Annotated in this window: 22 protein-coding genes; 11 read left to right on the top strand and 11 right to left on the bottom strand. The window is 68.4% G+C overall.

Translation table 11 applies throughout. The annotated features are described in order from the left end of the window. Positions 1 to 68 precede the first annotated feature (68 nt). Positions 69 to 1,499 carry a cytochrome P450 gene (locus G3N61_RS13650; protein ID WP_205822709.1) on the bottom strand — a complete coding sequence of 477 codons (1,431 nt, stop codon included), beginning with the start codon at positions 1,497 to 1,499 and terminating at the stop codon, positions 69 to 71. An 87-nt stretch (positions 1,500 to 1,586) separates the two neighbouring features. Between G3N61_RS13650 and G3N61_RS13645 the strand changes: the two genes are divergently transcribed. Next, entirely contained in the window at positions 1,587 to 2,522 is a 936-nt protein-coding gene (locus G3N61_RS13645; protein WP_205822707.1) for an AraC family transcriptional regulator, read from the top strand. Positions 2,523 to 2,624: 102 nt separating this feature from the next. Then, the gene (locus G3N61_RS13640) at positions 2,625 to 3,455 is read left to right on the top strand and encodes a GntR family transcriptional regulator (RefSeq protein WP_205822705.1); all 831 of its coding nucleotides are present in this window, start codon (positions 2,625 to 2,627) and stop codon (positions 3,453 to 3,455) included. A 13-nt stretch (positions 3,456 to 3,468) separates the two neighbouring features. On the opposite strand, the gene G3N61_RS13635 is transcribed toward G3N61_RS13640, so the two are convergent. After that, complete coding sequence (locus G3N61_RS13635) at positions 3,469 to 4,710, bottom strand: serine hydrolase domain-containing protein (RefSeq protein WP_205822703.1); 1,242 nt, start codon at positions 4,708 to 4,710, stop codon at positions 3,469 to 3,471. A gap of 311 nt (positions 4,711 to 5,021) precedes the next feature. On the opposite strand from G3N61_RS13635, the gene G3N61_RS13630 reads away from it, so the two are divergent. The 4 genes from G3N61_RS13630 (at position 5,022) to G3N61_RS13615 (ending at position 8,756) form a co-directional block, all read left to right on the top strand. Continuing rightward, the gene (locus tag G3N61_RS13630) at positions 5,022 to 5,906 is read left to right on the top strand and encodes a LysR substrate-binding domain-containing protein (RefSeq protein ID WP_043183625.1); all 885 of its coding nucleotides are present in this window, start codon (positions 5,022 to 5,024) and stop codon (positions 5,904 to 5,906) included. A gap of 182 nt (positions 5,907 to 6,088) precedes the next feature. After that, positions 6,089 to 7,021: an AEC family transporter gene (locus G3N61_RS13625; protein ID WP_205822701.1), complete on the top strand. Its 933-nt coding sequence runs from the start codon at positions 6,089 to 6,091 to the stop codon at positions 7,019 to 7,021. Between the two features lie 129 nt (positions 7,022 to 7,150). Continuing rightward, on the top strand, positions 7,151 to 8,086 hold the full coding sequence (locus tag G3N61_RS13620) for a DMT family transporter (protein WP_089453040.1): 936 nt from the start codon (positions 7,151 to 7,153) through the stop codon (positions 8,084 to 8,086). Between the two features lie 295 nt (positions 8,087 to 8,381). Beyond that, positions 8,382 to 8,756: a hypothetical protein gene (locus G3N61_RS13615; protein WP_089453041.1), complete on the top strand. Its 375-nt coding sequence runs from the start codon at positions 8,382 to 8,384 to the stop codon at positions 8,754 to 8,756. Between the two features lie 111 nt (positions 8,757 to 8,867). On the opposite strand, the gene G3N61_RS13610 is transcribed toward G3N61_RS13615, so the two are convergent. Further along, a complete protein-coding gene (locus tag G3N61_RS13610) occupies positions 8,868 to 10,385 on the bottom strand; it encodes a CoA-acylating methylmalonate-semialdehyde dehydrogenase (protein ID WP_205822698.1) in 1,518 nt (505 codons plus the stop codon). Positions 10,386 to 10,434: 49 nt separating this feature from the next. Then, positions 10,435 to 11,790, bottom strand: coding sequence for an aspartate aminotransferase family protein (locus tag G3N61_RS13605; RefSeq protein ID WP_043183619.1), 1,356 nt, complete (start codon positions 11,788 to 11,790; stop codon positions 10,435 to 10,437). A gap of 105 nt (positions 11,791 to 11,895) precedes the next feature. Here G3N61_RS13605 and G3N61_RS13600 point away from each other — a divergent pair, with 105 nt between their 5' ends. Beyond that, a complete protein-coding gene (locus G3N61_RS13600; RefSeq protein WP_043183618.1) occupies positions 11,896 to 12,846 on the top strand; it encodes a LysR family transcriptional regulator in 951 nt (316 codons plus the stop codon). An 87-nt stretch (positions 12,847 to 12,933) separates the two neighbouring features. Here G3N61_RS13600 and G3N61_RS13595 read toward each other — a convergent pair whose 3' ends face one another. From G3N61_RS13595 to G3N61_RS13585, 3 genes are read right to left on the bottom strand one after another with little or no spacing between them, the layout of a single operon-like run. Then, a complete protein-coding gene (locus G3N61_RS13595; RefSeq protein ID WP_205822697.1) occupies positions 12,934 to 14,172 on the bottom strand; it encodes an MFS transporter in 1,239 nt (412 codons plus the stop codon). Further along, positions 14,169 to 14,504 (bottom strand): hypothetical protein, encoded by a 336-nt coding sequence (locus G3N61_RS13590; RefSeq protein ID WP_043183616.1) that lies wholly within the window; start codon positions 14,502 to 14,504, stop codon positions 14,169 to 14,171. The genes G3N61_RS13595 and G3N61_RS13590 overlap by 4 nt, the downstream gene beginning before the upstream one ends. 36 nt (positions 14,505 to 14,540) lie before the next feature. Then, positions 14,541 to 15,011, bottom strand: a complete 471-nt coding sequence (locus G3N61_RS13585; RefSeq protein WP_089453043.1) for a MarR family transcriptional regulator — start codon at positions 15,009 to 15,011, stop codon at positions 14,541 to 14,543. 167 nt (positions 15,012 to 15,178) lie between these two features. Here G3N61_RS13585 and G3N61_RS13580 point away from each other — a divergent pair, with 167 nt between their 5' ends. Further along, a complete protein-coding gene (locus G3N61_RS13580; RefSeq protein WP_128843224.1) occupies positions 15,179 to 15,670 on the top strand; it encodes a 2,4'-dihydroxyacetophenone dioxygenase family protein in 492 nt (163 codons plus the stop codon). 87 nt (positions 15,671 to 15,757) lie between these two features. On the opposite strand, the gene G3N61_RS13575 is transcribed toward G3N61_RS13580, so the two are convergent. After that, positions 15,758 to 16,717, bottom strand: coding sequence for a helix-turn-helix domain-containing protein (locus G3N61_RS13575; RefSeq protein ID WP_205822696.1), 960 nt, complete (start codon positions 16,715 to 16,717; stop codon positions 15,758 to 15,760). Between the two features lie 141 nt (positions 16,718 to 16,858). Here G3N61_RS13575 and G3N61_RS13570 point away from each other — a divergent pair, with 141 nt between their 5' ends. Together G3N61_RS13570 and G3N61_RS13565 are read left to right on the top strand one after the other, a co-directional pair. Beyond that, positions 16,859 to 17,659, top strand: a complete 801-nt coding sequence (locus tag G3N61_RS13570) for an SDR family oxidoreductase (RefSeq protein WP_205822695.1) — start codon at positions 16,859 to 16,861, stop codon at positions 17,657 to 17,659. 332 nt (positions 17,660 to 17,991) lie between these two features. Continuing rightward, entirely contained in the window at positions 17,992 to 19,812 is a 1,821-nt protein-coding gene (locus G3N61_RS13565; protein WP_241017732.1) for a diguanylate cyclase, read from the top strand. Positions 19,813 to 19,944: 132 nt separating this feature from the next. Here the strand turns inward: G3N61_RS13565 and G3N61_RS13560 are convergent, their stop codons facing one another. The 3 genes from G3N61_RS13560 to G3N61_RS13550 form a co-directional block, all read right to left on the bottom strand. Continuing rightward, positions 19,945 to 21,285 carry an MFS transporter gene (locus G3N61_RS13560; protein WP_205822694.1) on the bottom strand — a complete coding sequence of 447 codons (1,341 nt, stop codon included), beginning with the start codon at positions 21,283 to 21,285 and terminating at the stop codon, positions 19,945 to 19,947. Between the two features lie 87 nt (positions 21,286 to 21,372). Continuing rightward, positions 21,373 to 22,725, bottom strand: coding sequence for an MFS transporter (locus tag G3N61_RS13555; RefSeq protein WP_205822693.1), 1,353 nt, complete (start codon positions 22,723 to 22,725; stop codon positions 21,373 to 21,375). 179 nt (positions 22,726 to 22,904) lie between these two features. Then, a complete protein-coding gene (locus G3N61_RS13550; RefSeq protein WP_043183605.1) occupies positions 22,905 to 23,864 on the bottom strand; it encodes an MBL fold metallo-hydrolase in 960 nt (319 codons plus the stop codon). Positions 23,865 to 24,041: 177 nt separating this feature from the next. On the opposite strand from G3N61_RS13550, the gene G3N61_RS13545 reads away from it, so the two are divergent. After that, positions 24,042 to 24,752 (top strand): IclR family transcriptional regulator (locus G3N61_RS13545; RefSeq protein WP_205822692.1); only part of this gene is annotated, 711 nt, incomplete at its 3' end.

The raw sequence follows: 24,752 nt of genomic DNA, 5'->3' as shown, positions 1-24,752 counted from the left end.
CCGGGAATGGCGCCGCATTCGATGCGCCGTCGAATCGGCGCCCCGCTCGCCCGGCCGCGCCGCGGGCATCACACGGTACCGCCGTCCGCAGCGGGCGCGATCGCGAGATGCAGCGGGCGCTCCGGCCGCAGCGTCACGTTCAGCACCGGCCGCGGCGGCATCATGCCGGGCGGCACCGACAATGCGTAGCGCTGCAGGATCATCGCCGCGACGACCGTCATTTCCGTCATCGCCAGATGCTGCCCGAGACACACGCGCGGCCCCGTGCCGAACGGCATGTAGGCGCCGCGCGGCGCGGCCGGCGCGTCGTCCGCAAACCGCTCGGGACGAAACGCGTCGGGCTCAGCAAACCATCGCGCATCGCGCTGCATGAGTTGCAGCGGCAGCATGAACAGCGTCCGCGCGGGAAACTGCCACGGCCCCAGCACGATCGGCCGCGATGCCCGGCGGCTGATCAGGATCGGTGCGGACGGATACAGGCGTAGCGTTTCCTCGAGCGTATGCGTCAGGTAGTGCAACGACGATCGCGTCTCGGCGGACGGCGCGCGACCGCCCAGCACGCGCGCCACCTCGTCGCGCGCGGCATCCTGCGCCGCCGGATGCGCTGCCATGCACCAGGCCCACCAGGTCAACGCCCCGGCCGTCGTCTCATGGCCCGCGAGGAACGCCGTCATGCATTCGTCGTGCACGGCCTGCAGCGGCCATCGCCGTGCGTCGTCCCGATGCAGCCGCAACAGGCGCGACAGCAGATCGTCGGGCCACGCGTGCGTCGGCAGATCGAGACGCGCATGCAGTTGCCGGTCGATCAACCCGTTCAGCACGGCCATCGCCCGCGCCTTGCCGCGCTTCCACGGCATCCAGTCCGGCGCGCTTGCCGGCCAGTAGAAATCGGCGTTGGCCGCCGCGCTCACCACGCGCACGGCTTCCTCGGCCGCACGCGCCTCGTCGCCGATCGCGTCGGAGAACATCGTGCGCATGATCACGTCCATCGCCAGCGACGTCAGCGCGCTTTCGATCGGCCAGTCCGGATCGCGCGCGGGCCACTGCGCGAGCGCATGTCCGGCCGTCGCCGCGATCGACGGCACGAACGCCTGCACCGGCTTCGGCATGAAATTCGGCTGCAACGCGTGCCGCTTGTCGCGCCACGCGTCGCCTTCGGCGATCAGCACGCTATGGCCGTGGACCTCCGCAAACACCCGGACGGCACGCTCCCAGCGCCCGAGCGCATCGTGATGCGTCACCAGGAGTTCGCGCACGAGCGCGGGATCGGTCACGACCACCGCATGCTCGGGCCACATGCGCAAGTGCACGACGTCACCGTATGCGCGCTGCCAGCCGGCCAGCGTGCCGAGCAGGTCGCGCGACATCGTGCGCAGCAGCCCCCAACCCGTCAGGCCGGCACGCGGCCCCGGCGGCCATACGCCGGGCGGGTGAAGCACGGGCGCCGAAGCCGAAGCGCCCGCATGGAATGGACATTGGGAAGTGGATCGCGTGTTCATGGGCCGGATTATCCGAATCGGCATGCGGGCGGTCTTGAACGCAAACGACATCGACACGCGTCTGGTCGATCCCTATACTCCGGCGTCATGTTCTCCGACCCGTCATCGACCTCGCCGTCGTGCCCCGATCCGCTGGCGCGCGCTCCCCGCGCGCTGAGCGACGGGCGGTCACCGCATGGACGGCTGTACCCCGCGCCGGCTGCCCTGCAGGGCGCGGTGGTCGCGATCGTGTTGCACGACACGCGCGGGTTCGCATTGAGCGACGCGCAACGGCTCTCGCATTTTCCGGCCACGCCGCTCGTGTGCGTGTCGTGGTATCGGGATCTCGACGTGGGCTTCGTCGAACCCACGGCCGACGGGCCGCGGTGGCGCCCCTTCGGTGCCGCAGCGACGCTGTCGGGCAGCCATTCGGCCCCGACCGTGGCCTGGGCGCCGACGGGCGGACGGATCGGCATGATCTGCTTCACCGCCGATGCGGCGCGGGCACTGTTCGGCATTGCGCTGGCGGACCTCCACGACCGCGTGCTCGACGCGCACGCCTGCCTCGGCGACGACTGGCATCCGCTGCTCGATGCGCTGGTGGGCGCGGAACGCGATGCCGATGCGCTGGCGGCGATCGAACGTCATCTTGCGCCTCGCTGGCAGGCGCTACGGCCTGCGACGCCGCTGTCGTCGCTCCGCAATGCGGGACGCAGTTGGGTCGAGCGCCTCGCGCTGCAGGCGCGCGAATGGCGGCATACCCACAGCCCACGCCAGGTCGAGCGGCGTATCAAGACCTACAGCGGCCGATCGCTGCGCGAATGGCAAACGCTCGTCAGGACGGAAAGCGCGTTCTTCGCGGCACGCGACCGGTTCGAAGCCGGTGCCGCGTTCAACTGGGCGACGCTCGCACTGGACGAAGGGTTCGCCGACCAGGCGCACCTGAGCCGCGAGGTCAAGCGCATCACGGGATTCTCGCCGAGCGAATTCACGCAACGCTTCATCAAGGACGAATCGTTCTGGATGTACCGGCTGTGGGTGTGACGCACGGCGTCGGCCGTGCAAATGGGTCATACATTCCAATAGTAGAATGTTAGGCATTGCCCCGACCCCCTCCACCGCCCGCATCATTCCAGGAGCCCGTAATTGAACCCGTCGTCGCCCCCAGAACGCAAAGGGGTCGCCCTTTATGCGCGGATTGCCAGCCTGCTGCGCGGACGCATCCACCAGGGCGAATGGAAGCGCGGCGACCAGTTGCCGCCGATTCCCGAGCTGTGCGCGTTCTATCAGGCGGGCACGATCACGGTGCGCCAGGCACTGGCCGAACTGAGCGCCGAAGGGCTCGTGAGCAGCGCCCGTGGCCGCGGCACGTTCGTCACGGCGGATGTCATCTCGCCGGCGGATAACCCGGCGCTGCGCGCCGCGATCAACGATCCGCTGGCGTTCGCACCCGGCCAGACCCTGCGCGTGCTGCTGCGCGACGCCGTGACCGAATTGCCCGCCGCATTGCAGACGGGCCAGCCGATGCGCGCCGCCTACATGCGGATCCGCACGCTTCATCTACACGACGGTGCGCCTTACGGCGTGATGGACAGCTACGTCGCGCGCGAAACCTACGACCGCTTTCCGAAAGGCAGCGACGCGCGGCACAAGGTCGGTTATCTCGTCCGTCAGTACAACCGGCTACCGCTCGCGAAGGCTCGCCAGGAAATCACGGCCGCCTATGCGGATCAGGAAACGGCCAACCTGCTCGCATCGGACGGCGCCGACTGCAGCATGGCCGACATGCTGATTCGCATGCGCCGCTGGTGGACCGACGGCGACGGCTGCATCATCCACGCCGGGCTCTACCTGTATCGCGCCGACCGGTTCGTGCTCGATATCACGCACGATCTCGACGGCGACGACCGCAGTGCCGACCTGATCCCGTCGCCGCGCACCGGCGTCCGGAAAACCGCACGCAAGCCGTCGGCCTGACCCGCGCACCGCGTCACGCCGACGTGTCGACGTCGTCGCACATCGCACCGTAGACCCAATGCCGCAGGTCGCGGCGGATCCGGTACGTCGTCGACGGCAGCAGCTGCGTCATGAACACGACGATCAGGTCCTCGGCCGGATCGATCCAGAACGCCGTGCTGGCGCCACCGCCCCAGAAGTAATCGCCGACGCTGCCCGGCTGCATCGTCGCGGCCAGGTCCTGCGTCACCGCGAAGCCGAGCCCGAAACCGAGCCCCGGATACACGGCCTCGCTGAACGTGGAGCGCGACATCCGGTCGAGCGTCTGGCCGCCCGGCAGATGGTTGATCGTCATCAGTTCGACGGTTTTCGGGCTCAGGATCCGGTGCCCGTCGATCGATCCGCGATTCAGCAGCATCCGGCAGAAGCGCAGGTAATCGCCGGCCGTCGACACGAGCCCGCTGCCGCCCGATGCCAGCGCCGGCGGCCGGCGAAACGCGCTGGCGGCCGGGTCGTCGTGCAGCACGAGCCCGCCATCCGCACCCGGTCGATAGCACGCGCACAGGCGCTCGGCCTGCTCGTCCGGCACGAAGAAGCCAGTGTCGGGCATGCCGATCGGGTCGAACAGCGCTTGCTTCAGGTAGTCGGCGAACGGCTGCCCGGAGATCTTCTCGACCAGATAGCCGAGCACGTGCGTCGCGACCGAATAATTCCATTCGTCGCCCGGCGAGTAGTCGAGCGGCAGCCGGGCCAGGTCCGCGATCATGCCGTCGAGGCCGCCCGGGTTGCCCGGTTCGCCGAGCGCGAGTTCGCGGTACGCGGCGTCGACGTTCGTGCGGGCCTGGAAGAAATACGACAACCCGGCCGTATGGCGCAGCAGATCCACCATCAGCATCTCGCGCGCGACCGGACGGGTCTGGAACCCGCCGAGGCTCCGTGCGCCGGCCACCGCCACGCCCAGCTCCTTCCATGCCGGGATCACGCTCGACACGGGATCGTCGAGCGCCACCAGCCCCTGCTCGACCAGCGTCATGAACGCGACGCTCGTGATCGGCTTGGTCATCGAATAGATGCGGAAAATCGCGTCGTCACGCATCGGCTTCGCCCGCTCGACGTTCATCGATCCGACGACATTCACGTGCGCCAGCTCGCCACGGCGATGGATCATCGTCACCGCCCCCGGCAGGCGCCCGGACGCTACGTACCGTTCGTTCAGCCGCGTGTCGAGCGCCTTCAGCCGCTGCGACGACAAACCCGGATGTGCCACCTTGGTCATGCCCCTGCTCCTGTTTCCACTTCGGTCTCGACACGCCGGAACCCGCGTCACTGCGCTTCCCCAAACACGGCTGCCCGACTCAAACATTCTAAAAATAGAACTATATCACTTTAAAGAATGCACGAACCATCGCGAGTCGTCGGCGACACGCGGTGCGTGCCATGCGGGCCGGTTGCCCGATTCGAGACACGCGGGCATGATGTCGCGAACCCTGGCGGCGGCCCTGCGAACCGCTCAGTGCGACGCGCCGTCAATCGCGCCGCCCGGGATCCGCTTCGCACCTGGCTGCCTCTGCCCACCTCCGTCCGCCCATGTCATTACGCGCATTCAGAACGCTGGTCGCCATCGCCCGATACCGGACGTTCGCGCGCGCCGGCGAAGCCATCGGCCTCACGCAATCGGCGGTGAGCCTGCAGATCAAGACGCTGGAAAGCGAATACAACGTGCAGTTGTTCGATCGCTCGCGCCGGCAGCCGGTACTCACCGAGGCCGGCAACATCCTGCTCGCGCAGGCCGAGCAGGTGCTCGCGATGGTCGACCGGATTCCCGATGCGCTCAGCGACGAGAAGAAGCTGGTCGGGCGCCTGCGGATCGGCGCGATCCAGACTGCGCTGTCCGGGCCGCTGCCCGACGCGCTGCTCGCGCTGCGCGATGCGCATCCGGGGCTGCGCGTGCACGTGTCGGCCGGGATGTCGGCCGAACTGGCGAACCGCGTCGCGGCCGGCGAACTCGATGCGGCCATCACGACGAGCCCGGTGCGCCCGCATCCGGCGGAACTGACGTGGACCACGCTGTACGAGGATCGCTTCTGGCTGCTCGCGCCGCCGGACCATGCGGAACGCGATGCGGTCACGCTGCTCGACACGCTGCCGTTCATCCGCTTCGATGCGCAGGCATGGGCCGGCCGCATGATCGCCGCCGAGCTGCGCCGCATCGGCGTGCGCGTGCGTGAGGAGATGGTGCTGGACAGCGCGGAAACGATCGCGCGCATGGTGGCGAGAGGGCTCGGCGCGGCAATCGTCGCGCTCCCCGATGCGACGCTTGCGCGCCTGCCGCCCGTCACGCGCTTGCCGTTCGGCCAGCCGCAGATGGGACGCGCGGTGGTCCTGCTCGAACACCAGTCGCGTCCGGCCGAACGTTTCGCGCGTGCGCTCGCGGCCGAAGTCACCGCGTCATCAATGAGAATTTCTCATTGAACACCCGATAATTAACAATTATTCCTGTTGCTTGCGCGTGTTAACTTGGCGGCATCGTCACTCTTTCGATTGCGTATCGCCATGTTGCCCGCCGGATGGATTCCCGCCTCGTTCCGCCGCTTTGCGTGCCCGCCACTCGCGGCGGCCCGCACCGCCGGCACGGATCGCGTGAAGGCACGCCGATGATCGGCCCGATCCTGCTCGCGCTGGCGCCGGTCGCGCTGCTGGTCGCGTTCGGCCACGGCCTGCGGCGCACGGGCTTCATCGCCGACGCGTTCTGGCCGCAGGCCGAGCGGCTGTGCTACTACGTGCTGCTGCCCGCGCTGTTCGCGGACGGTCTCGCGAACGCGCGGCTGCAATCGCTGCCCGTTTTACCGCTCGCGGCTGCGCTGGTCGGTTCGACCGCACTCGCCGCGGCGCTTCTTCTGCTGGTCCGCCGGTTCGTGCGGGTCGACGGCGCCGGCTTCACGTCGGTATTCCAGGGCGCCGTGCGCTTCAACAACTATGTCGGCACCGCACTGGCGGCCGGCCTGTTCGGCGCACAAGGCATCGCGCTCGCGGCCGTGTGCGTCGCGGCGATCGTCCCGACCGTCAACCTGATGTGCGTGCTCGTGTTCGCGCGCTACGGCGACACGCGGCTCGGCGCGACGGCGCTTGCGCGCCAGATCCTGTCGAATCCGCTCGTCGTCGCGTGCGCGCTCGGGATCGCGATGCAGGCCGGCGGCGTTGCGTTCCCGGCGGCTGTCGAGCCGGCCGTGCGTGCGCTCGGCGTCGCGTCGATGCCGCTCGGCCTGCTGTGCGTCGGCGCGGCGCTGCGATTCGATGCTGCGCGTGCGTGGCTGCAGCCGGTGTGCGTCGCGTCGGCGTTCAAGTTCATGGCGATGCCGCTCATCACGCTCGCCGCCGGCCGGCTGTTCGGGCTCGGCGACGCGCCGCTGACGGTCGCGCTGCTGTTCCAGGCGCTGCCGACGTCGTCGGCGTCGTACATCATGGCACGCCAGCTCGGCGGCGACGCGCCGCTGATGGCCGGCATCACCGCGTTCCAGACGATCGCCGCGGCGCTCGCGATGCCCGTCGTACTGACTGCACTCGCGTCGGCGCCCGCGTTTCGCTGACGACGCCGCCGCGCCCGATCCGATCCCCCTGAATCCAGCCTGCACCGTCGCGATCGCGCGATTGGCAATCGCCGGCCGCGCGCGGTCGCTCATGCGTTGCCGCAGGCGCTCACCGAGAAACCTCGTCACATGAACGCTCCCGCCCCGCCCGCCGCCATCGCCGCCGCCCGGCCGCACGCGGCCATCTACGTGAAGCTCACGCTCGTCGCGCTGTTCTGGGGCGGGACCTTCATCGCAGGCCGGATCCTGGCCGCGACGATGTCCGCGACCTCAGCGGCCACCGGCCGCTTCGCGATCGCCGCGCTGCTGCTGGTCGTGCTGACGTGGAAGATCGAAGGCGGGCTGCCGAAGCTGAGCGGCCGCCAGATCCTGACGACCTTCGGACTCGGCGCGACCGGCATCTTCCTGTACAACGTGTGCTTTTTCGCGGCACTCGCGCGGATGCCGGCGGGGCGCACCGCGCTGTTCGTCGCGCTGAATCCCGTCGCCACCGCCGTGCTGCTGTCGATCGTCGTGCGCGGGGAACGCCTGTCGCTGTCGCGCTGGGCCGGCATCGCCGTCGCGTTGTTCGGCGCGCTGATCGTGATCAGCCGTGGCGACTTGCTGCGGGTGCTGACCGATCTCGGCAACACGTTCGGCGCGGGCGAACGCTACATGCTCTGCGCGGTGCTGAGCTGGGCCGCTTATACGGTGATTGGCCGGCGCGCGCTCGACGGGCTGTCGCCGCTGGCGGCCACGACGTATGCGGCGCTGTGGGGCCTCGCGCTGCTGATCGTCGCGCACCTGTTCGGCTCGCCCGCCAGCAGCGGCACGCCGCTGACGTGGCAGGCCGTCGCGTCGATGCTCTATCTCGGCGCGATCGGCACGGTGGTCGCGTTCGTCTGGTATTCGCAGGGGATCCGCGAACTCGGGCCGGCCCGCGCGGTCGTGTTCACCAACCTGGTGCCCGTGTTCGGCGTGCTGCTGTCGGTCGCGCTGCTCGGCGAGCCGTTGTCGCCGTCGATGCTGGCCGGCGGTGCGCTCGTGATCGCGGGCGTCGCGCTGACCAATCGGGCGAGACGCTGACGCAGGGGCATGCGCGGCGCGCTCTTCGGGGACGGATGGTGAATACCGGCGCGCAGCACGGCGGCGATCGCCGTGCCGTTGCGTGACGCCGACGCGCGGCCGATACGCCCCCGATGTTCTCGCAGCCCCGCCAAAAACCGCCTATCGTGAATGGAGCGCTCCGTTCGCCGCCATTCGACCCTGCGTCGCTCGCACCGGCGGCAACGGCACCGCGTTCCGGCACCATTCATCGCGATCCTGGCGCACGCTCGCCCGTGCCCGATCGCGGCCGCCCACCGGATTACAGGAGGCCCTCATGAAAGCCGCGCTGCTCGTCAGCTCCGCCCTGCTCGCCATTGCATCCGCTTCGGCGTTGGCCCAAGGCTCGATCACGAAAGTCGAAAACGGCTCGCTCGTCGCCGCAAACGGGATGACCGTCTACGCATTCGACCACGACAAGCCCAACGCCGGCACCAGCGCCTGCACGGGCCAATGCGAATCCTTCTGGCCGCCCTACAAGGCCAGCGCGACCGACGTCCCGGTCGGCCCCTACACGATCATCAAGCGTGATGACGGCAGCCCGCAATGGGCGTACAAGGGCAAGCCGCTGTACTTCTTCTCGAAGGACATGAAACAGGGCGACCGCAACGGCGACAACTTCAAGAACATGTGGCACGTGGTGGCGCCGTAAGCATTCTGCTGCCTTCCGCCCCATCCGTGCAGACATGAAAAAGCCCGCTCCGATCGTCGATCGGAGCGGGCCTTCGCCCGTCATGCCGGCTGCATGCAGCCGGCATGCGCGTCAGCGGTTCGACGGGAAGCTGAACACCGTCCCTTCGCGCACGCCGGCCGACGGCCAGCGCTGCGTGATCGTCTTGCGCTTCGTGTAGAAACGCACGGCGTCCGGGCCGTACGCATGCAGGTCGCCGAACAGCGAGCGCTTCCAGCCGCCGAACGAGTGGTACGCAACCGGCACCGGCAGCGGCACGTTGATGCCGACCATGCCGATCTGGATGTTGTCGCCGAAGTAGCGCGCGGCCTCGCCGTCGCGCGTGAACAGGCACGTGCCGTTGCCGTACTCGTGCGCGTCGATCAGCGCCATCGCCTCGTCGAGCGACTTCAGCCGGATCACGCCGAGCACGGGCCCGAAAATCTCGTGCTGGTAGATCGGCATGCCGGGCTTCACGTTGTCGAACAGGCACGGGCCGAGGTAATAGCCGCCGTCGTGGCCGTCGACCTTCACGCTGCGGCCGTCGACGACGAGCGTCGCGCCCGCTTCGACACCCGCTTCGACGAAGCCCGTCACCTTCTCGAAATGCTGCTGCGTGACGAGCGGGCCCATGTCGACGCCCGCGCCGTTGCCCGGGCCGACCTTCATCTTCTCGATCTCGGCCTTCAGGCCCGCGACGACCTTGTCGCCCGTCTCGTCGCCGATCGCGACGACCAGCGGAATCGCCATGCAGCGCTCGCCGCACGAGCCGTACGCGGCGCCCATCAGCGCGTTCACCGCGTTGCCGATGTCGGCGTCCGGCATCACGACCGCGAAGTTCTTCGCGCCGCCGAGCGCCTGCACGCGCTTGCCGTGCGCGCAGCCGGTCGAGTAGATGTATTCCGCGATCGGCGTCGAGCCGACGAAGCTCACCGCCTTCACGCGCGGGTCGGTCAGCAGCGTGTCGACCGCTTCCTTGTCGCCGTTCACGACGTTCAGCACGCCCGGCGGCAGGCCGGCTTCGAGCGCGAGCTCGGCCATGCGCAAAGTAGACGACGGCGTGCGCTCGGACGGTTTCAGCACGAAGGTGTTACCGCATGCGACGGCCATCGGCCACATCCACAGCGGCACCATCACCGGGAAGTTGAACGGCGTGATGCCGGCCGCGACGCCGAGCGCCTGGAACTCGCTCCACGAATCGATCGCGGGGCCGACGTTCTTGCTGTGCTCGCCCTTCAACAGCTCGGGTACGTAGGTTGCGTATTCGACGTTCTCGATCCCGCGCTGCAGTTCGCCCATCGCATCGGCGAGCACCTTGCCGTGCTCGGCCGTGATCAGCGCGCACAGTTCTTCCGCGTGCTCCTCGAGCAGCGTCTTGAAGCGGCTCATCACGCGGGCGCGCTTCAGCGGCGGCGTGTTGCGCCAGGCCGGGAACGCGGCCTGCGCGGACGCGATCGCGGCTTCGACGGTCAGCTTGTCGGCGAGCGCGACGCTCTTGTGCGATTCGCCGGTGGCCGGGTCGAACACCGGCTGGATACGGCTGCCGCCGTCGACGCGCTTGCCGTCGATCAGGTGGCCGACGGTGGAGGTCACATTGCTGTCGTGTTTCATCGTTCAGGCTCGTTCGTGAATTCGGTTATCGCTCCGGGCAAGCCGCGGCTCAGTCCACTTCGTTCAGCGCATCGGACAGCGCGTTGATCAGGTTGTCGATCTCGCGCTTCTCCGAGATGAACGGGGGCGCCAGCTGGATCGTGTCGCCGCCGTAGCGCACGTAGAAACCCTTCGCCCAGCAGCGCATCGCGATCTCGTACGGGCGCCGTGCCGGCTCGCCCGGCAGCGCCGCGATCGTCAGGCCGGCAGCCAGCCCGTAGTTGCGGATGTCGGCGATGTGGCGCTGGCCCTTCAGCCCGTGCACCGCAGCCTCGAAATGCGGCGCGAGATCGCGCACGCGGGCCACCGCGTCTTCCTTCACCAGCAGGTCGAGCGCCGCGACACCGGCCGCGCATGCCACCGGATGCGCCGAATACGTATAGCCGTGCGGGAACTCGAGCATGTACTCGGGGCCGCCTGCGGCCATGAACGTGTCGTAGATTTCCTTCGTCGCGATCACGCCGCCGAGCGGCTGCACGCCGTTCGTCACCTGCTTCGCGAAGTTCATGATGTCCGGCACCACGCCGAACGCGTCGGCGCCCGTCATCGCGCCGGCACGGCCGAAGCCCGTGATGACTTCGTCGAAAATCAGCAGGATGTCGTGCGCGGTACAGATGTCGCGCAGGCGCTTCAGATAGCCCTTCGGCGGCACGACCACGCCCGCCGAACCGGAGAACGGCTCGACGATCACGGCCGCGATGTTCGACGCGTCGTGCAGCGCGATCAGCTCGAGCAGGCGGTCGGCCAGCTCGGCGCCGTGCTCGGGCATCCCGCGCGAGAACTTGTTTTCGGCAAGTTGCGTGTGCGGCAGGAAGTCGGCGTCGAGGCCCTGGCCGAACAGCTTGCGGTTCGGCCCGATCCCGCCGACCGAGATACCGCCGAAGTTCACGCCGTGATAGCCCTTCTCGCGGCCGATCAGGCGCGTCTTCGTGCCTTTGCCCTTCGCGCGCCAGTAAGCGCGGGCCAGCTTCAGCGAGGTATCGGCCGCTTCCGAGCCCGACCCCGTGAAGAACACGTAGTCGAGGCCGGCCGGCGTCAGGTCCTTGAGCTTGTTGGCGAGCTCGAACGATTTCGGATGACCGAACTGAAACGCGGGCGCGTAGTCGAGCTGCGCGACCTGGCGGCTCACGGCTTCGACGATTTCCGTGCGGCCGTGACCGAGGCCCGTGCACCAGAGGCCCGACAGGCCGTCGAAGATCTTGCGGCCTTCGCCGTCCGTGTAATACGCGCCCTTGCCCGACACGATCATGCGCGGATCGGCCTTGAACTGGCGGTTGGCCGTGAACGGCATCCAGTGCGCGTCGAGCCAGGCGGCGTCGGTACGGAGGTTGGTGTCGTCCTGCTGGGCGGTGGTGATGTCGGTCATGTCGGTCGGCGCTTGGCGCCCCTCCTCCTTGTGATGATGTTGCACATTGTCGGGACGCCAATTAGTCTTTTGAATATCGCAATATCAATGTTCACTTGCTCAACTATGCAAGCAAAGAAACCGAAGAGCCGCGCGCTGCTCGGGCAGCTCAGCGACATGGATCTCCGCCTGCTGCGGGTCTTCAAGGGCGTCGTGCAGTGCGGCGGGATGGCGGCGGCCGAGCTGGAACTGAATATCGGCATCTCGACGATCAGCCGGCACGTGAAGGATCTGGAAACGCGCCTCGGCCTCGTGCTGTGCCGGCGCGGCCGCGCGGGCTTCACGCTGACGCCCGAGGGCCAGACGGTGTACGAGGAAACGCTGCGGCTGCTCGCGTCGATGGAGGCATTTCGCAGCCGGATCGACGGCATTCACGACAAGATGGGCGGCGAACTGCACATCGCCGTGTTCGACAAGACGGCCACCAACGCGAACGCGCGGCTTGGCGACGCGATCCGCCAGTTCGCCGACGAAGCGCCCGACGTCGCGCTGAACCTGCATGTCGCGTCGATCAACGAGGTCGAGCGCGGGATCATCGACGGCAGCTATCAGGTCGGGATCATTCCCGCACACCGCAACTCGGGCAGCCTCGTGTATTCGGAGCTGTTCGACGAACGGATGCTGCTCTATTGCGGCCGCCAGCACCCGCTCTTCGATGCGCCGCACGGCAAGCTCACGTGGACGACGATCCGCAATCATGCGTTCGCGGGCCTCGGCTTCCATTCGCCGAACATGGAGCTGAGTCACCGCGCGAAGCTCACGCGCAGCGCGACCGCGTCGGATCAGGAGTCGATCGCGACGCTGATCCTGTCCGGCCGCTATCTCGGCTTCCTGCCCGACCATTACGCGGAAAGCTTCGAAAACAAGGGGTTGATGCAGCCGATCGCGCCGCACCGGTTCAATTACCGGTGCCGGTTCGTGAGCCTGCTGCGGCGCTCGCCGCGGCCATCGCGGGCCGCGCTGCTGTTTCAGTCGTGTCTGGAAGCCGCGCATGCGGCGGCAAGGCCGGTGGCGTAACGACCGTCGCGGCTGAGTGGCTGAGTGGCTGAGTGCTTGGCTTGGGTGCTTGGGTGCTTGTGCAGCCTGCGCCGGTTTCACTGCCGGTCAGCTGCCGTCATTCGTCCCCGGCTGTGCACGCATGCGCGCCATGGAATGCGTCGCGACAAGCGCCGCGGCAAAACCGGACATCGCGCCGACACCAAGCGCCCAGCGCGGGCCGAGATGATTCGCGACCCAGCCCGCCACCGGCGCACCGATCGGCGTGCCGCCGAGCGCCACCGCGAGACGCAGCGCCATCACGCGGCCGCGCATCGCCGGCTCGGTCGACAGTTGCACCAGGCTGTTGGTCGAGTTCATGAAGGTGATCGCGGCGATCCCGGTCAGCACGAGCGCGGCGCCGAACAGCCAGTAGCCCGGCGCCAGCGCGGCCAGCGTACAGCCGAGCCCGAACAGCGCCGCGCCGATCCACAGATGCCGGAAGCGCGGCCGGTCGCGGCGCGCCGCGAGCAACGCGCCGGTAATCGTGCCGACGGCCATCATCGACGACAGCACGCCGAAGCCGCGCGCATCGACGTGAAACACGCTGGCCGCCATCGTCGAGATGAACAGCTGGAAATTGAGCCCGAACGTGCCGATCAGGAACAGCATCACGAGGATCGCTTTCAGGTCCGGGCGCTGCCACACGTAACGGAACCCGTCGAGCAGGCTCCCGCGCTTGCGGTCGGCCCGCGCGTGCGCGCGCAGCTCGTCGGCACGCAGCATCGACAGCGACGCCAGCACCGCGACGAAGCTGAGCCCGTTGAGCAGGAACGCCCAGCCGGTGCCGACCGACGCGATGATGAAGCCGGCCGCCGCCGGCCCGATCATCCGCGCCGCGTTGAACGACGTCGAGTTCAGCGCGACGGCATTCGCCAGCTCCCGGTCGGCGACCAGCTCCGCGACGAAAGTCTGCCGCACCGGCGCATCGAACGCCGACGCGCAGCCGAACAGGAACGCGAACAGATACACGTGCCACAACTGTGCGACGCCGGTCACCGTCAGCAGCCCCAGCGCGAGCGCGAGCCCGCCCATCAGCGCCTGCGTCGCCATCAGCAGCTTGCGCTGGTCGAAGCGGTCGGCCGCGTAACCTGTCCACGGCAGCAGCAGAAGCTGCGGACCGAACTGCAGCGACATCACGATGCCGACGGCCGACGCGTCGTGATGCGTGAGCTGCGTGAGCACGAGCCAGTCCTGTGCGGTGCGCTGGATCCACGTGCCGATGTTCGACACCAGCGAGCCGATCGCCCACACGCGATAGTTGAAGCTGCGAAGCGAGCGGAATACGCCCGCGGCCGGCACGCTCATGGCCGCTCCCGGTCGGGCTCGTTGCCGCCGTGCAGCTCGCCGAAGTGCCGCGCGAGGAACAGGCCGAGCAGGAGGATGCCAAGACCGAACGCCGCCGCGTCGGCGGTCACCCGGAGGTCGAAATCGCCGACCCGGCACACCAGTACATAAGCCACCACGAGGTTCGCGACGCCCCACACGACATTCACGGTGGACGACGACAACCCGCGCCCGGGCGGATTCGCGAACGGGGTCTGGAACGGCTCACCGCGCAAGCCGCTGACGAGATGCGGCACGACGTTCGCGAGAAACGCACCGCCGAAGAAATACGACACGAGATGCGGGAGGTTCATTTGCAGGTGTCCTTTCGGCAAACAGGTCGAAGCGGATTACGGACGTACCGGCGCCTGGAATTCGGCGAGCCGCTGCAGCAGCTTCACGGCCGACGCGAGCTCCGCCTGCTCCGCCTCCGACAGTTGCGCGTGCAGCGCGCGGAACAGCCAGTCGTCCTTGGCCGCGCGGTTGGCCTGCAGCACCTTGCGGAAACCGGGCGTGAGCGCGATCAGCGTCTGCCGGCCGTCGGAGGGATCGGGCGCGCCGCTGACGGCGCCCAGCGTCTCGAGCGTCGCGACCGTCACGCGCATCGACTGCGGGCGCACGCTTTCGGCGCGCGCGAGCGCCGACACGGTCGCGGGGCCGTCGCGGTCGAGCCGCAACAGCACCGACTTCTGCGATGACGTGAGGTCGTTCGGGTGGATCTGCTCCCGCATCCGCCGCATCAGCTTGCCGACCGAGATGCGGAGTTCGCCGGCGAGACCGGCCAGTGGGAGCGCGTCGGAGGATGGCGATGGCGTGTTCATGAATTCAAGATAGCAGATATACAGGAAAACTGTACAGTTTAGCTGCACATTTCAGGCTGTAAGGATCGCCTCCTCGCCGGTGCTCGAGTCGATGCGCAACGTCCGGTTCGGCTGCGCAACCCGGCTCTGCGATAATGCGGGCTCCCCATTTCCGCACGCCTCCCGCCATGACGCAGCCGTCCGCCCCGCTCTCCACCGACCTGCCGCCGATCTCGTGCCTGCCCGGCGACGCGCTGCCGTGGCTGCCGATGAGCGCCGACCTGCCGGGGCTGGCGATCAAGTACCTGCACATCAATGCGGCCGAGGACACGCTGACCGCGCTGCTGAAGATGCCGGCCGGCGGCACGCTGCCGCGCCACCGTCACGACGGCGAGGTGTTCGTCCATACGTTGCAGGGGGCGTGGCGCTACCGCGAATACGACTGGGTGGCGCACGCCGGCTCGACGGTGCTCGAACCGGCCGGCTCGGTGCATACGCCGGAAACGCTCGGCGCACCGGGTGAGGACGTGATCACGCTCAACGTGATGCGCGGCGATCTCGTGCTGCTCGACGACGACGGCCGCGAGACCGCGCGCGAAAACTGCCGCGTCGCGCTGCTGCGCCAGCGCAAGCATGCGCGCACGGCGCCGGACGACGCCGCGCCGTTCGTCACGCGTTGAATGCCGGGCGATAGCGGAAATCGGACGGGCCGCCCATCACCGTAACCGTCGATACAACGGGACGAACCGACTGAGGCCGGTGACCGTTCAGCCCGTGTCCCGCTCGTCCGCCCGCGCTTCGCGCCGCATCGCCTGCGGCGGCACGCCGAACCCGCGCATGAACGCGTCGCGCATGTGCCGGCGGTCGCGAAAACCGTTTTCCTTCGCAATCACGTCGAGCGAATGGCGGCTCTGCTCGATCATCAGCCGCGCCGATTCCAGCCGCAGCCGCTCGATCGCCTTCGCGGGCGACTGCCCCGTTTCGAGCGTGAACACGCGGCTGAACTGGCGCGGGCTCAGGTGGACGGCTTCGGCAAGATCCTCGACGGTCAGCGCACGGCCGAGATGCTGCCGCGCGTAGTTCAGCGCATTCTGGATCCGGTCGGATTTCGGCGCGAGATCCAGCATTTCCGAATGCTGCGACTGGCCGCCGGCCCGCCGCTGGTGCATCACGAGCTTGTGCGCGACCGATCGGGCCGCATCGGCGCCCAGATCCTTTTCCACCATTGCGAGCGCAAGGTCGAGGCCGGCCGTCATCCCGGCCGAGGTCCAGATCGGCCCGTCGACGATGTAGATCCGGTCTTCCTCGACACGTATCTCCGGGTAGCTTCGTTGCATGTCGCGACCGAACGCCCAGTGCGTCGTCGCGCGGCGTTGCGCGAGGAGCCCGGCCTCGGCCAGCACGAACGCGCCCGTACAGATGCCGGCGATCCGCCGCGCGCGTGCGTTCGCGCGGCGCAGGAACGCGACGACGCCGGCCGGCGCGGGCGAAGCGAGCGGATCGTTGACGCCCGCGACGATCCACGTATCGACGGCGATCCGCCCGCGCAGCGCGCGCGTGGCGACCGGCAGCCCGAGCGACGAGCGCACGTCGCCACCGTCGACCGAATAGCTGTCCATCACGTAGAACGGCTCGCTCATGCCCATGTTCGCGTACTCGAACACCGACTGCGCGGCGAGCGCCATGATCTGGAAGCCGTCGCTGATCAGAAAGCCGATGCGGTGCATGCGCGTTCTCCCGTTCCATCCCGGGCGCGCGGGTCCGCCCGATGTCCTGAATCATACCCATCTACGTCATTTGTGTCGCAACGATTCGAGACCAGAATGGCTTCACGCCATCCGGCCATTTCCCTCGAAACGGAGCACATCATGACGCAAGCACATCGCGGTACCGCCCTCATCACCGGCGCCTCGTCGGGTATCGGCGCCCTCTACGCCGACCGCCTCGCACGCCGCGGTTACGACCTGATCCTGGTGGCGCGCAACCGCAACCGGCTGGTCGCCCTCGCCGACCGCATCACGAACGACACGCACCGCAGCGTCGAGATCGTCGACGCCGACCTCAACGACCGCACCGCACTCGCCGCCGTCGAGGCGAAGCTGAAACAGGACGCGAGCATCACGCTGCTCGTGAACAACGCCGGCATCGGCACGCACGCGCCGCTGCTCGACAGCGACGTCGACGCGATGACGCGGATGATCGACCTGAACGTGACCGCGCTCACGCGCCTCACCTATGCGGCCGTGCCCGGTTTCGTCGCACGCGGCCGCGGTGCGGTGATCAACATTTCGTCGATCGTCGCGATCTCGCCGGAAACGCTGAACGGCGTGTACGGCGGCAGCAAGGCGTTCGTGCTCGCGTTCAGCCAGTCGCTGCATCACGAGCTCGCCGGCAAGGGCGTGCAGGTGCAGGCCGTGCTGCCCGGCGCGACCGCGACCGATTTCTGGCAGACGGGCGGGCTGCCGCTCGAGCACCTGCCGAAGGAAATCGTGATGCCGGCGCCCGACATGGTCGACGCGGCGCTGGTCGGCTTCGATCGCGGCGAACTCGTGACGATCCCGTCGCTGCACGCGGGTGACGAATGGGAAGCGTACGAAGCCGCGCGCCGCACGATGGCGCCGCACCTGTCGACGGATACGCCCGCGCCGCGCTACGCGACGGGCCGCTGAACGCGGGACATCCCGTACCCGCAGGTCGAAAGCAACGCGCGCGTCGCCCCCGGGACCGGCTGCGGAACGCGGTGACGCGCGGTGAATCGCGCGCCGTCATCCAGGGTTCGGCAGCAGGTTTCCGGGCGGGCGCCGCTCGCGGGATTCGTCTGCGGGAACACGCGCCGGACGCTTTCCCGACCGGCGCATTGACATGCACCGACCGCCGATTTCTGGCCGCTTGCCACGCATTCCGCGCAACAGTAAGCTCTGCGATTACAGTCCCCCAAGCAGCCTCGTTCGACCGGCATTCGTCCGATCACGAGCGCAATCGTCCGTTGCGGAATTCGACCATGCGGTTCCGGATGTTCGTCACCGAGACCGGCGATGCGCCGGCCTCCGCGCGCGGCGCGGCCGACCGTCAGCCAGCGCTTCCGCCCCTGCCCGAACTGGACACCGTCTGCCGTGTCGCGCGTGCGCATTGCGGCGCCGCCGGGGCATTCATTGCGCGCGCCGAAGCCGATGCGCAACGCGTGCTGGCCGCCGACGGCGCACTGCCCGATCCGCTTCCCGATCGATTTCCCGCCGAATGCCTGCTGCCCCAAGCCGAGCCGGATCCGACGGACGATGCCCGCTTCGCGCTGCCCGGTGCGAACCGCACCGGGCAAGACGACGACCACCCGCGTCATGCACTGCGGATCGTCGCGGCCTGCGAACTGACGGCGCCCGATGGCGCGAACCTCGGCACGCTGTGCGTCGTCGACGATACGTGCCTGACGCTCGACGCCCCCCGATATGCGGTGCTGCGCGACCTCGCCACGCTCGCCGCAAGCGCGCTTGCCCGCGCGATCGAAGCAAGCGCGTTACGCGAGCGGCTCGGCATTGTCGAGGAACACAGTACGCTGACCACGCTCGCGCTGACCGAAAGCGGCACCGGCGTATGGGATCGCAACGTGGCAACCGGCGAGATCCATTACTCGCCGGCCTGGAAGGCGATGCTCGGCTACGCGCCGCACGAACTCAGCACCCGGATCGAGGATGCGTACGAGCGACTGCATCCGGACGACATCGACGACGTGAAGGCCGCGATGCTCGCGCACTTCGAAGGCCGCACCGACTACTACGCGGTCGAGCACCGCATCCGCTGCAAGGACGGTTCGTACAAATGGATCTGCAGCCGCGGCAAGGTGATCGCCCGCGACGGCAACGACCGCGCGCTCCGGATGGTCGGGACGACTACGGACATCACCGCGCTGCGTGAGCTCGCCGCGCGGTTGCGCGACTCGGCCGCGCTCGTCACGGATCTCACCGACCAGGTGCCCGGGCTCGTGTTCCAGCTGCGGCAGGCGGCCGACGGGCGCCGCTTCTTTTCCTACGCGAGCGCGGGGGTCGGCGACATCTACGAACTGACGCCGGAGCAGATCGCCCGCAGCGCGGAGGCCGTCGAGACGCGGATCCATCCGGCCGACCTGCTCGCCTATCGGCAGTCGCTGCACGACTCGTCGGTGCGACTGACGCCGTGGCGCCTCGAATATCGCGTGCTGCTGCCCGGCCAGGGCCTGCGCTGGCGCGAAGGCGATGCGCGCCCGCTGCGCACGGCCGACGGCGGCACCGTGTGGCACGGCTTCATCACCGACGCGACCGACCGCAAGCACATCGAGGCCGAACTGCACCGGATGGCGACGACCGACCACCTGACGCAACTGTCGAACCGCCACGCCTTCATGCGGCAAAGCGAAGCCGCGCTGCGCACCGTGCGCACGACCGGCCTGGCCGCCGCGGTGCTGATGCTCGATCTCGATCACTTCAAGGCGCTGAACGACCGCTGGGGCCACCCGGTCGGCGATCGCGCGCTCCGGCATTTCGCGCGGCTGCTGCTCGCGGAAACCGGGCCGGACGGCATCGTCGGCCGGGTCGGCGGCGAGGAATTCGCGATCGTGCTGCCGGGGTCGGATCTCGACAAGGCACTGGCCTTCGCGCAGCGCGTGCAGCAACGCACGATGCAGGCGCAGCTGATGCACGAGGATCAGCAGGTCACGCTGACCGTCAGCATCGGCATCGACGCGATGCGGACGTCGGACTTCGGCGCGTACCAGCCGCTGTCGCGCGCCGACAAGGCGCTCTATCTCGCGAAGGAGCGCGGCCGCAACCGGATCGAGGTGTATCGGGCGTAGCCGGCGCGATGATCGCGGCGATTGCGTGCCTGACGATCGACCGGCAGGCGCGCAGTGGCCTGATTTACGGGGCGCGGGTGCTGCCCGGGCTGTTCCTGCCCCTCCGCTGAATCCGCCCCGCAGCCGCCGGCGTCACGCCGAATCCGCCCGCGGCGCCGCCCGCACGCCCAACAGCATCGCAACCGCGCACGCGGCCAGCAACGCCGCGATCATCAGCATCGCCGGATCCATGCTGCCCGTTCTCGTGCGGATCAGCCCGACGAGCCACGGCGTGATCATGCCGCTCGACACGCCGATGCTGCTGATCAGCGCGATCCCGCCCGCCGCGCCCGCGCCGGAGAAATACGCGGACGGCACGGCCCAGAACACCGGATGCGCGGCAAAGATCAGCATCGCCGCGACCGACAGCAGCGCCATCATCGCGACGATGCTCGGCAGGTGCAGCGTCAGCAGCACGAGCGCCAGCGCGCCGCCGAACGCACATGCGGCGAAGTGCCAGCGCCGTTCGCGCTTGCGATCGGAGCGCCGCGCGATCGCGATCAGGCCGGCCGCGCCGATCGCGTTCGGCACGACCGACAACAGGCTGATCTGCACGACATCGTGGATGCCGAATTCGCGAATCATCAGCGGCATCCAGAACAGCAGCATCAGGAGCGCGGTGGTCAGCGAGAAATAGATGAACGCGAACAGGTACGTGCGCGGTTCGGCCAGCACCTGCCGCAGCGAATGCGGTGCCGGCGACTCGGCACCGGCGCGGTCGGCGGCCAGGTCGGCCGCGAGCCGTTGCCGATCGGCGTCGGACAGCCAGCTCGCCTGCTCCGGACGATCGCACAGCCAGAACCACGCGACCACGCCGAGCAGGATCGCGGGCGCGCCCTCGATCGCGAACATCCATTGCCAGCCATGCAGTCCGAGCACGCCCGACATCCCGCGCATCAGCCAGCCCGACAGCAGCCCGCCGACCATCCCGGCCACCGCGACGCCCGCGTAGAAGATCGACAGCACCGACGCGCGCCGCCGCGCCGGATACCAGTACGTCAGGTAGAACACCACGCCCGGAAAGAACCCGGCTTCGAACAGCCCGAGCAGGAAGCGCAGCACGTAGAAATGCTTCGCGCTGTCGACGGTGATCATCGCGACCGACACGGCGCCCCACAGGAACATGATCCGCGCGAACGTGCGGCGCGCCCCGAAGCGGCGCAGCAATGCGTTGCTCGGCACCTCGAACAGCACGTAACCGACGAAGAACAGCACCGCGCCGAGGCTGTACATCGCGTCGGTCAGGCCAAGGTCCTGCCGCATCTGCAACTGCGCGAAGCCGATGTTGCTGCGATCGAGGATCGACACGATGTAGCAGATGAACAGGAACGGCACGATTCGCGCGCCGATCCGCCGGTACAGCGCATCGTCGTCGGTTGCAGCAACGCCGGACGCGACGGCACGCGCGGCGTCCGCTTGAAAGGGGGCAGACATCGATCGTCTCCTCGATGGATTCGGGTACGGGGCGGACAGGTGACGCCGGTCGCCGCCGCCCGCGCGCAGCGACCGGCCGTTGCCCGCTCAGTCGCGCGGCGCGCCTTCGCCTTTCACGCCGAGCATCAGCGCGGCCCCGCTCGCCACCAGCAGCGCGGCCAGCAGATACACGGCGAGATCCATGCTGCCGGTCTTCGTGCGGATCATCCCGATCACCCACGGGCTGACGATGCCGCTCGTGATCCCGATGCTGCTGATCAGCGCGATTCCGGCCGCGGCCGCATTGCCCGACAGGTAGCGGGTCGGCACGGCCCAGAAGATCGGCAGCGCGGCAAAGATCAGCGTCGCCGCGATCGACAGGCACGCGAGCATCGCCGCGAAGCTGTGCAGGTGCAGCGTCAGCGCCGCGAGTGCAAGCCCGCCGCCGATCGTGCAGCACGCGAAGTGCTTGCGGCGCTCGCCGGTGCGATCCGAGCGGCGCGCGATCAGGATCAGCCCCACCGCGCCGACCGCGTTCGGCACGACCGTGTACAGGCTCACGGCGACGACGTCGGTCACGCCGAAGTCGCGGATCATCAGCGGCATCCAGAAGTTGAGCGTCAGCGACGCGCAGGTCAGCGAGAAATAGATGAACGCGAACAGATAGACGCGCGGGTTCGTCAACGCGGCCGCGAGGCTGCGCCGGCCGTGCGCGTCATGTGCGGCGCCGCGCCCTTCCGCGCACAGCGCGACGACACGCGCCTTTTCGTCGGACGTGAGCCAGGCAGCGTCCTGCGGCCGGTCGACGAGCTTCGTGAACGCGGCGAACGCGAGCAGGATCGCCGGCGCGCCTTCGATCGCGAACATCCACTGCCAGCCGTGCAGCCCGAGCACGCCGCTCATGTCGCGCATGATCCAGCCCGACATCAGGCCGCCGAGCACGCCGGCCACCGCGACGCCCGCGAAGAACACCGAGATCGCGGCCGCACGCCGGTTCGCGGGAAACCAGTAGGTCAGGTACAGCACGATGCCGGGAAAGAAGCCCGCTTCGAACACGCCGAGCAGGAACCGCAGCACATAGAAATGCGACGGCTGCGACACGAACATCATCCCGGTCGACGCGATGCCCCACAGCAGCATGATCCGCGTGAAGGTGCGGCGCGCGCCGAAACGCGCGAGCAGCAGGTTGCTCGGCACTTCGCAGAACACGTAGCCGACGTAGAACACCGCGGCGCCGAGGCCGTACATCGCGTCGCTGAAGCCGAGATCGTGCTTCATCTGCAACTGCGCGAAGCCGATGTTGATGCGGTCGAGGAACGAGACGACGTAGCAGAGGAACAGAAACGGCACGATCCGCCATGCGATCTTGCGGAACAGCAGCGCGTCGTCTGAGGCGACAGACGTGGAAGCCGAAGCACTCGCGTGCACGAGCGTCGCTTCGGCGGGAAGCGATTGGGGCATGTCTCTCTCCAAACCGGCTGCGCGATTCGAGCGCGCAGCCGTCTCCCAGGGCGTACGTGCGCCCTGCTTTCTTGTGAGATCAGATACGGCAGACGGCAAGTCGGCGAAAAGCCGCGGCCGGTCGCCGCTTCAGAAACAAGGCGGAGCGCCCTGTCGGGTGCCCCGCCTGTGCAAGCCGCTCAGTCTTGCAGCGCGGCCCACATTTCCTTGTCGCGCTGCGCGGTCCAGATGCGCGGATGCGTGATGCCGCTCGCTTCGTCGAACGCACGCGACACATCGAACGGCAGGCAATGCTCGTAGATGAACACGTGGCCGAACTTCGGATCCATCGCTTCGCGCGTGAGCGCCATCGATGCCTTCAGGTCGAGCTTCTGCTCGACGGCCTTGCGGCCCTGTGCGAGCAGCGTCGTCACGAAATCCTTCGTGTAGTCGAGGCCCTTGTTCACTTCGGCCGGGTTCAGCAGCGCGGGGCCGCGGCCCGGCACGAGCTTCTCCGCGCCGAGCGCGCGCAGCGCTTCGAGCGTGGCCGGCCACTGTTCGAGCTGCGCGTCGCCGCAGTAGCACGCGGCGTCGTATTCGACGAGGTCGCCCGAGAACAGCACCTTCTGCGACGGAATCCAGACGATCGTGTCGCCCTTCGTGTGGCCCGACCCGACGTGCATGATCTTCACTTCGAGCTTGCCGAGGAACAGCGTGATCTCGCGCTCGAACACGAGCGTCGGCCAGGTCAGGCCGGGCACCGTCTCGACACCCGCGAACAGGCGCGGGAAGCGTTCGATCTCCGACTTCATGTCGGCCTCGCCGCGCTCGACGATCATCTCGTACGTGCCACGGCTCGCGATCACGTGCTGCGCGCCTTCGTCGAAATACGCGGATGCGCCGAGCACGCGCACCGCGTGGTAGTGCGACAGCACCACGTGCTTGATCGGCTTGTCGGTCACGCTGCGGATCTTCGCGATCAGGTCCTGTGCCATCGCGGGCGTCGCGGTCGTGTCGACGATCAGCACGCTGTCGTCGCCGATGATCACGCCCGAGTTCGGGTCGCCTTCGGCGGTGTACGCGTACGCGTTCTCGGACAGCTTCGTCCAGGTGACTTTCTTCTCTTCCAGATCGGCTTGGGAGGCGAATGCTTTGGCCATGTTGCGTTCCGTGGCTGCGAGCCATGTGTTGAGGGGAGTGAGCGGATCTTCGGCCCGCATCGAATATTTGTCAATGACAAAGTCGCTTGCTATTGTCTAATACGGGTAAACCTGCGGGCTGGCGCGATAAATGGCGTCGGATACCATGCGGGGTTTCGTCAACGGAAGAATCATCGCGTGCAGAACCACGAAGTCAGCGCAGACGACGCGCCGCCCAAGGCGCAGCGCGGGATCCAGAGTGTCGAGGTCGGCGGCCGGCTGCTCGACGCACTCGCGCGCCGTCGCAAGCCGCTGGGCCTGTCCGAGCTGGCCGCGGCGGCCGACCTGTCGACCGCGCAGGCGCACACCTATCTCGTGAGCCTGACGCGGCTCGCGCTCGTGAAGCGTGACGCGATCACCGGCAACTACGAGCCGGGCCCGTTGTCGCTGCGGCTCGGGCTGATGTCGATCGAGCGCCAGCCGGCCTATCGCGCGGCGCTGCCGCACGCGGCACGGCTCGCGGAAGCGGTCGGCCTGAGCGTCGCGCTGTCGGTGCCGGGCGCACTCGGGCCGACGATCGTGCGCATCGAGCACGGCGGCTATCCGCTGCACGTGAACCTGCACGTCGGCTCGGTGATGTCGCTCGACACGACCGCCACCGGCCGCGTGTTCCGCGCGTTCGGCGATCCCGCGCAACTCGACGCGATGGCGGCCAGCCAGGCCGGTGCGGGCGCCACGCTCGCGGGCGCCGAACAGCCCGTGCCGGATACCGGCGTACCGCCGGCCGAACTCGACGCGATCCGCGCACGCGGTATCGAGCGCGGCGTCGATCTGCCCAGCCCCGGCGTCAGTGCGATGTGCGTGCCGGTGTTCGACGCGGACGGCAAGCTGCAGCTCGCGTTGACGGTG

This window comes from Burkholderia sp. Ac-20349, from assembly GCF_017104865.1.
Taxonomy (GTDB): Bacteria; Pseudomonadota; Gammaproteobacteria; order Burkholderiales; family Burkholderiaceae; genus Burkholderia; species Burkholderia aenigmatica.
This window is presented reverse-complemented; position numbering and strand designations above follow the sequence as displayed.

Bases quoted from the DNA above. Each gene is read 5' to 3' on its own strand.
- G3N61_RS13650 (WP_205822709.1), bottom strand. From the start codon at position 1,499: ATGAACACGCGATCCACTTCCCAATGTCCATTCCATGCGGGCGCTTCG.
- G3N61_RS13645 (WP_205822707.1), top strand. From the start codon at position 1,587: ATGTTCTCCGACCCGTCATCGACCTCGCCGTCGTGCCCCGATCCGCTG.
- G3N61_RS13635 (WP_205822703.1), bottom strand. From the start codon at position 4,710: ATGACCAAGGTGGCACATCCGGGTTTGTCGTCGCAGCGGCTGAAGGCG.
- G3N61_RS13630 (WP_043183625.1), top strand. From the start codon at position 5,022: ATGTCATTACGCGCATTCAGAACGCTGGTCGCCATCGCCCGATACCGG.
- G3N61_RS13625 (WP_205822701.1), top strand. From the start codon at position 6,089: ATGATCGGCCCGATCCTGCTCGCGCTGGCGCCGGTCGCGCTGCTGGTC.
- G3N61_RS13620 (WP_089453040.1), top strand. From the start codon at position 7,151: ATGAACGCTCCCGCCCCGCCCGCCGCCATCGCCGCCGCCCGGCCGCAC.
- G3N61_RS13615 (WP_089453041.1), top strand. From the start codon at position 8,382: ATGAAAGCCGCGCTGCTCGTCAGCTCCGCCCTGCTCGCCATTGCATCC.
- G3N61_RS13610 (WP_205822698.1), bottom strand. From the start codon at position 10,385: ATGAAACACGACAGCAATGTGACCTCCACCGTCGGCCACCTGATCGAC.
- G3N61_RS13605 (WP_043183619.1), bottom strand. From the start codon at position 11,790: ATGACCGACATCACCACCGCCCAGCAGGACGACACCAACCTCCGTACC.
- G3N61_RS13600 (WP_043183618.1), top strand. From the start codon at position 11,896: ATGCAAGCAAAGAAACCGAAGAGCCGCGCGCTGCTCGGGCAGCTCAGC.
- G3N61_RS13595 (WP_205822697.1), bottom strand. From the start codon at position 14,172: ATGAGCGTGCCGGCCGCGGGCGTATTCCGCTCGCTTCGCAGCTTCAAC.
- G3N61_RS13590 (WP_043183616.1), bottom strand. From the start codon at position 14,504: ATGAACCTCCCGCATCTCGTGTCGTATTTCTTCGGCGGTGCGTTTCTC.
- G3N61_RS13585 (WP_089453043.1), bottom strand. From the start codon at position 15,011: ATGAACACGCCATCGCCATCCTCCGACGCGCTCCCACTGGCCGGTCTC.
- G3N61_RS13580 (WP_128843224.1), top strand. From the start codon at position 15,179: ATGACGCAGCCGTCCGCCCCGCTCTCCACCGACCTGCCGCCGATCTCG.
- G3N61_RS13575 (WP_205822696.1), bottom strand. From the start codon at position 16,717: ATGCACCGCATCGGCTTTCTGATCAGCGACGGCTTCCAGATCATGGCG.
- G3N61_RS13570 (WP_205822695.1), top strand. From the start codon at position 16,859: ATGACGCAAGCACATCGCGGTACCGCCCTCATCACCGGCGCCTCGTCG.
- G3N61_RS13565 (WP_241017732.1), top strand. From the start codon at position 17,992: ATGCGGTTCCGGATGTTCGTCACCGAGACCGGCGATGCGCCGGCCTCC.
- G3N61_RS13560 (WP_205822694.1), bottom strand. From the start codon at position 21,285: ATGTCTGCCCCCTTTCAAGCGGACGCCGCGCGTGCCGTCGCGTCCGGC.
- G3N61_RS13555 (WP_205822693.1), bottom strand. From the start codon at position 22,725: ATGCCCCAATCGCTTCCCGCCGAAGCGACGCTCGTGCACGCGAGTGCT.
- G3N61_RS13550 (WP_043183605.1), bottom strand. From the start codon at position 23,864: ATGGCCAAAGCATTCGCCTCCCAAGCCGATCTGGAAGAGAAGAAAGTC.